The following is a 5,326-nucleotide window of genomic DNA, read 5'->3' on the forward strand; positions in this document are numbered from 1 at the left end:
CTCCCCCGCCACGCGGGGGAGGATCACGGAGAGGCCGATGCCTCAGCCGCAGCTGTCGACCACTTCCAGCCGGCCCGACCGCGATAGCGTGTGGATGCCCTTGCGGGCCCAGGCCTCGCCGGGGAGCACCGGCTGCACCGGGCCGAACTGCACGTCGTCGTCGCTGAGCACCGTGAGCTCGGCAATGCCGAGGCCGCCGCCGTAAACCTCGGTGCCATCCTGCAGTGGCAGCAGCGTCCGGCCGTCGGGGGTGACGATAAACGGCCCGCCCGGGCGGGCGGCGCGGCGATCGATCAGGATCGGGTTCATCGGGTGTGGCGACCAGGGCCCGGCCAGCGCCTTGGCGGCATAGACCACCATGGTGTCGGACGCACTGCCCCCTCCTCGCTGCTCGGTGCCGAACAGCCAGAAGCGATCGTCGCGGATCAGGAGCGTCATGTCGTTGAGCTTCTTGCCTTGAACCACCACTGCCTCCCGCACCCAGGCATGCGGGAAATGCTCGGCCCGGTAGAGCACCAGCTCATTGCCACCGCTCGACTCGGGGATCATGTAGACCTCGCCATCATGGGCGAAGACCTGCGGGTAGCTCAGGTGGTGCGCCGCCTCCAGCACCGGGCGCGGTGTCTCCATGCTGCCATCGGGGCGGCACTCGGCCACCGAAATGATGCCGCGGCCGAGCGCGTAAGGGTATTCCTCGACGAACAGATAGAGCCGGTCCTGCCATTCGAAGACGAACGGATCGGCGTAGAAGCGCTTCCCGTCATCGATGAGCTCGATGAACGGCGGACCGCTAATATCCCCGGTATCGGCAATGCCAGGGCCCTCGATCAGCCGATGCGCGGTGCGCCAGTAGAACGGGCGGCTGCTGATGAGACGGCCAAGTGCCCGCCGGCCGAGGCCGGCCAACAGATGCGGCAGGTAGCGCCAGATCAGATCCTGGCCATGGCGCTGCGGCGCCGGCGGCGTCGGCGTCGCCATCGGCAACAGCCTGCCGGCGGCAAAGCGGGTGACACACATTTCGATCAGCGTCACCGTGCTGGCGAGAAGCTCGGAAGCGGCACGGCTGAGCCAGACCCGATCGCCCAGCATCGGCAGCGCCTCGGCGACGGCAACGCCGTTGAGCCGCGCCGTGAGCCGGGGGCGCATACCGCCGGCGAGCATGGCGGCAAGGCCGGCCGCGAGCTGGCGCTGGCCATCGAAATCCACCGTCAACACCGGCGCATGGCCATGCGCGCTGCGGCCGGTGAGATCGATGGTGAGATCGGGGTTACTTCGCCCGGCCACCTCGGCCAGTGGTGTGGCCGGTCGCATCAGGGAGCGCGGTGCCCGCGCTGCCTCGAGCCGCTCGATCAGCTCGAGCTGCGCCGATCGTTTGCCGGTCGTCGCTACCTGCTGCACTGCGATGCGATGCCCGGCGGCGCTCAGGCGTTCAAATAAGTCCACCTGCCAGGTACGCGTGATGGAAGTCTCAACAATGATTAAAATTGTAATCAAATTGCTACTGCCGCCATTCCGCCTTGGACGCGGCCTGTAGCGCACAGCATCGCGGTGTACAAACGTCGAAACGCATCTCGGTAAACGCCTTTTTGGTATTAATCATAGCTTAAGAGTTAAGGCGACCAGAGGGCAGAGTCGGGAGTATGTGCTGGAGCATCAACGCGTAGATGAGACGCGATCATTTCGTAGTGCGGTGCGGCATGAATTTCCACTCCCATCCTGAACGTCCGCGGCGGCAGCGGCTGCTGATCGTGTTCGGCACGCGGCCCGAAGCGCTGAAATGCTTCCCGGTGGCGCAGGCCGCGCTACAGAGCCCGCATTTCGACACCCAGATCTGCGTCACCGCCCAGCACCGCGAAATGGTCGACCAGGTGATCGCGCTCACCGGCATGCCGGTGGATTACGATCTCAACGTCATGTCGCCGGGCCAGACGCTGTTCGACGTGACCTCGAAGGTGCTGTTGGGCATGGCCGAGGTGCTCGACAAGGCCAAGCCCGACATCGTCATGGTGCAGGGCGACACCACCACCGCCATGACCGCGGCGCTGGCCGCCTTCTATAAGCGCATCCCGGTGGCGCATATCGAGGCGGGGCTCCGCAGCCACAATATCGACAGCCCCTTCCCCGAGGAGCTCAACCGGCTGATCGCCGGCAATATCGCCACCTGGCACTTCGCCCCCACGGCCGAAGCGCGAGAGAATCTGATCGCCGAGGGCAAGGACCCGGGGAAGATCTTCGTCACCGGCAATACGGTGATCGATACGCTGCTGCACTTTTCCGGCGCCATGGACGCCAACCAGCCGATGCGCGCCGAACTCGCGGCGCGCTTCCCGTTTCTTGATTCAACAAAGAAGCTGATCCTCGTAACCGGCCATCGGCGCGAGAATTTCGATGGCGGCATCGAGCGCATCTGCACTGCGCTGAAAGTGCTGGCGACGCGCGGCGACGTGCAGATCGTCTACCCCGTACATCCCAACCCGAACGTGCGCGGCGTGGTCAATGCGGCGCTGGGCGGGGTGCCCAATGTCCACCTGATCGATCCGCAGGATTACCTGCCGTTCCTCTATCTGCAGAAGCAAAGCTACCTGGTGCTGACCGATAGCGGCGGCGTGCAGGAAGAAGCGCCGTCGCTCGGCAAGCCCGTGCTGGTCATGCGCGAGAATACCGAACGTCCCGAGGGGGTGGCCGCTGGGACGGCGCGCCTCGTCGGCACCGACATCGAACAGATTGTTACCAACGCCACTCGTCTGCTGGACGACCCGGCCGCCTATCGCGGCATGGCTGAAACGCACAACCCCTATGGCGACGGTCGGGCCAGTGCCCGGATCGTCGAGGAGCTATCGCGGCATGTCTGAGACCACTGTTACTGCCATCAGGACCGTTTCCGTCATTGGCATGGGCTATATCGGCCTGCCGACCTGCGCGGTGTTCGCCAGCCGCGGGCTCGAGGTGATCGGCATCGACGTCAACCCGTCGGTGGTCGAAAAGGTCAACCGCGGCGAGATCCACATCGTCGAGCCCGATCTCGACGGGCTGATCCAGAAGGTGGTGGCCAACGGCCAGCTCCGCGCCGCGACCACCCCGCAGCCGGCCGATGCCTTCGTCATCGCCGTGCCCACCCCGATCACCGAGGAGCACAAGCCCGACATCAGCTACGTGCTGTCGGCGGCGCAATCGATCGCCCCCGTGCTCAAGGCCGGCGACCTGGTGGTGCTGGAATCGACCTCACCGGTCGGCACCACCCGCAAGATGACCGCACTGCTGGCCGAGCTCCGCCCCGACCTGACCTTCCCGCCCGAGCATGGCGAGGCGGCCGACGTGCTGGTGGCCTATAGCCCCGAGCGCGTGCTGCCCGGCAAGGTGTTGACCGAGCTGATCAACAACGACCGCTCGATCGGCGGGTTGTCGAAGCGCTCCTCGGCGCGTGCGGTCGAGCTCTATTCGAGCTTCGTTGCCGGCGACCTGTTCATCACCTCGGCCGAAAGCGCCGAACTGGTGAAGCTGACCGAGAACGCCTTCCGCGACGTCAACATCGCCTTCGCCAACGAGCTGGCGGCGGTGTGCCAGGACCTTAGCCTCAACGTCTGGGAAGTGATCGAGCTGGCCAACCGCCACCCGCGCGTCAGCATCCTGCAGCCCGGCCCCGGCGTCGGCGGCCACTGCATCGCGGTCGACCCCTATTTCATCATCGATGCCGCGCCCAACAGCACCCGCCTGATGAGCTCGGCCCGCCGCATCAATTCCGACCGGCCCTTCGCCGTGGTCCGCGATATCGAAGCGGTGCTCGATCCGACCAGGCAACAGACGGTTGCCTGCCTCGGCCTCAGCTTCAAACCCAATATCGACGACGTGCGCGAGAGCCCGGCGGTCGAGGTGGTCAAACTCCTGGCCGATGTGCCCAACATCAAGCTGATCGCCGCCGAACCGCATATCGGGGCGCTGCCGCGTGAGCTCGAGGGCAAGGGCATCATCTTCACCGATGCGCTGAGCGCCATCGACCGGGCCGATATCGTGGTGCTGCTGGTCGACCACCGCCAGTTTGGGCTGATCGACCCCGAGGCGCTCAAGGACAAGGAGCTGATCGACACCCGCGGCCTCTGGACCTGGCGCAAGGCGAAAAAGCCCGATGCGCGGATCGAGGGCAAGAAAGCCCGCGACGAGCGCCAGCGCGGCTTCCCGCTCCGCCGCGCCACGGACCGCGCCGCATGAGCACCGATCCCAGAAGCAACGCCAGTACGGCCTGGCGCGAGCACCAACTGCTCGCCGAACGGCGCCGGGAATTCCTCGGCTCGCCCATCCATGTGCTGACCATGCCCGAGACCCTGGCCCTCGCCAACGAGGCGATGGCCAACCGCCGGCCGCTGCACCACACCGTGGTCAATGTGGCCAAGCTCGTGACCATGAAGAACAATGCGGAGCTGCGCGAAGATGTCGCCAGCGCCGACCTGATCAATGTCGATGGCGCCGGCGTCGTCTGGGGCGCCCGGCTCTGCGGCGTCGCGGTGCCCGAGCGGGTGGCCGGCGTCGACATCATGACCAACCTCTTCGCGCTCTGTGCCAAAAACGGCTACCGGCCCTATCTGCTTGGCGCCGAACAGCATGTGCTGCAGGCGGTCGACCTGCAGCTCGCCAAGGACTATCCCGACCTGGTGGTCGCCGGCATGCATGACGGCTATTTCAAGCCCGAGGACGAAGCCGCAGTGGTCGAGGCGATCAATGCCAGCAAGGCCGATTGCCTGTTCGTCGCCATGCCGACACCGCGCAAGGAACGGTTCCTGAAGCAATATCGCGACGTGCTGACCCCGAACTTCGTCATGGGCGTCGGCGGCAGTTTTGACGTCTATGGCGGCAAAGTCGCCCGCGCCCCGGTGCTGGTGCAGAAGCTCGGCTTCGAATGGCTGTTCCGCGTGGTGCAGGAACCGCGCCGGCTGTGGCGGCGGTACTTCGAGACCAACGCGGCCTATGTGGGTTTGCTGTGGCGCGAACTGCGGCAAAGGCGGCGTTCGGCGTAAGGCACGGCGTCTTGGGGGAGCGAAGGCCTGCCGCGAGAAGCGGCGGGCCTTTCTGCTGTTTTGGGGGGATGACTGATAGAGACGGCCCCCTCCCGGCCTCCCCCATGAAGGGGGAGGTGAAGAGTCGAGGCTCTGTCTCGATCGTGCCATACGCACCGGCGGGGCACCTCCCCCTTCATGGGGGAGGATGGGAGGGGGCCGTCTGTCGGCAGTCGGCGATTACTTGTGGCTCCGCCGTCCTTGAGGCCTCAGTGCCCCGCTAAGCCATCCCCAGCTTCGCCCGAACCTTGCCCGCCAGCGCCCGTGTCTCCTTGGGG

The 5,326-nt window shown here is 66.0% G+C and carries 4 protein-coding genes; 3 read left to right on the top strand and 1 reads right to left on the bottom strand.

Features of this window, described 5'->3' with window-relative positions; translation table 11 throughout:
• Window positions 1–42: 42 nt before the first annotated feature.
• Entirely contained in the window at window positions 43–1,443 is a 1,401-nt protein-coding gene (locus VW23_RS08060) for a glucosamine inositolphosphorylceramide transferase family protein (protein ID WP_069909065.1), read from the bottom strand.
• 254 nt (window positions 1,444–1,697) lie between these two features.
• Between VW23_RS08060 and wecB the strand changes: the two genes are divergently transcribed.
• From wecB to VW23_RS08075, 3 genes are read left to right on the top strand one after another with little or no spacing between them, the layout of a single operon-like run.
• Entirely contained in the window at window positions 1,698–2,852 is a 1,155-nt protein-coding gene (gene wecB, locus VW23_RS08065) for a non-hydrolyzing UDP-N-acetylglucosamine 2-epimerase (protein ID WP_069909066.1), read from the top strand.
• Complete coding sequence (gene wecC / locus VW23_RS08070; RefSeq protein ID WP_069909067.1) at window positions 2,845–4,206, top strand: UDP-N-acetyl-D-mannosamine dehydrogenase; 1,362 nt, start codon at window positions 2,845–2,847, stop codon at window positions 4,204–4,206. The genes wecB and wecC overlap by 8 nt, the downstream gene beginning before the upstream one ends.
• Complete coding sequence (locus VW23_RS08075) at window positions 4,203–5,009, top strand: WecB/TagA/CpsF family glycosyltransferase (protein ID WP_069909068.1); 807 nt, start codon at window positions 4,203–4,205, stop codon at window positions 5,007–5,009. Before wecC ends, VW23_RS08075 begins: the two co-directional genes overlap by 4 nt.
• Window positions 5,010–5,326: the final 317 nt, after the last annotated feature.

The organism is Devosia insulae DS-56 (genome assembly GCF_000970465.2).
In the GTDB taxonomy this organism is placed as follows: Bacteria; Pseudomonadota; Alphaproteobacteria; order Rhizobiales; family Devosiaceae; genus Devosia_A; species Devosia_A insulae.

Excerpts from the sequence above, each read along its gene's own strand:
- wecB (WP_069909066.1), top strand. The coding sequence starts at position 1,698 with ATGAATTTCCACTCCCATCCTGAACGTCCGCGGCGGCAGCGGCTGCTG.
- VW23_RS08075 (WP_069909068.1), top strand. The coding sequence starts at position 4,203 with ATGAGCACCGATCCCAGAAGCAACGCCAGTACGGCCTGGCGCGAGCAC.
- wecC (WP_069909067.1), top strand. The coding sequence starts at position 2,845 with ATGTCTGAGACCACTGTTACTGCCATCAGGACCGTTTCCGTCATTGGC.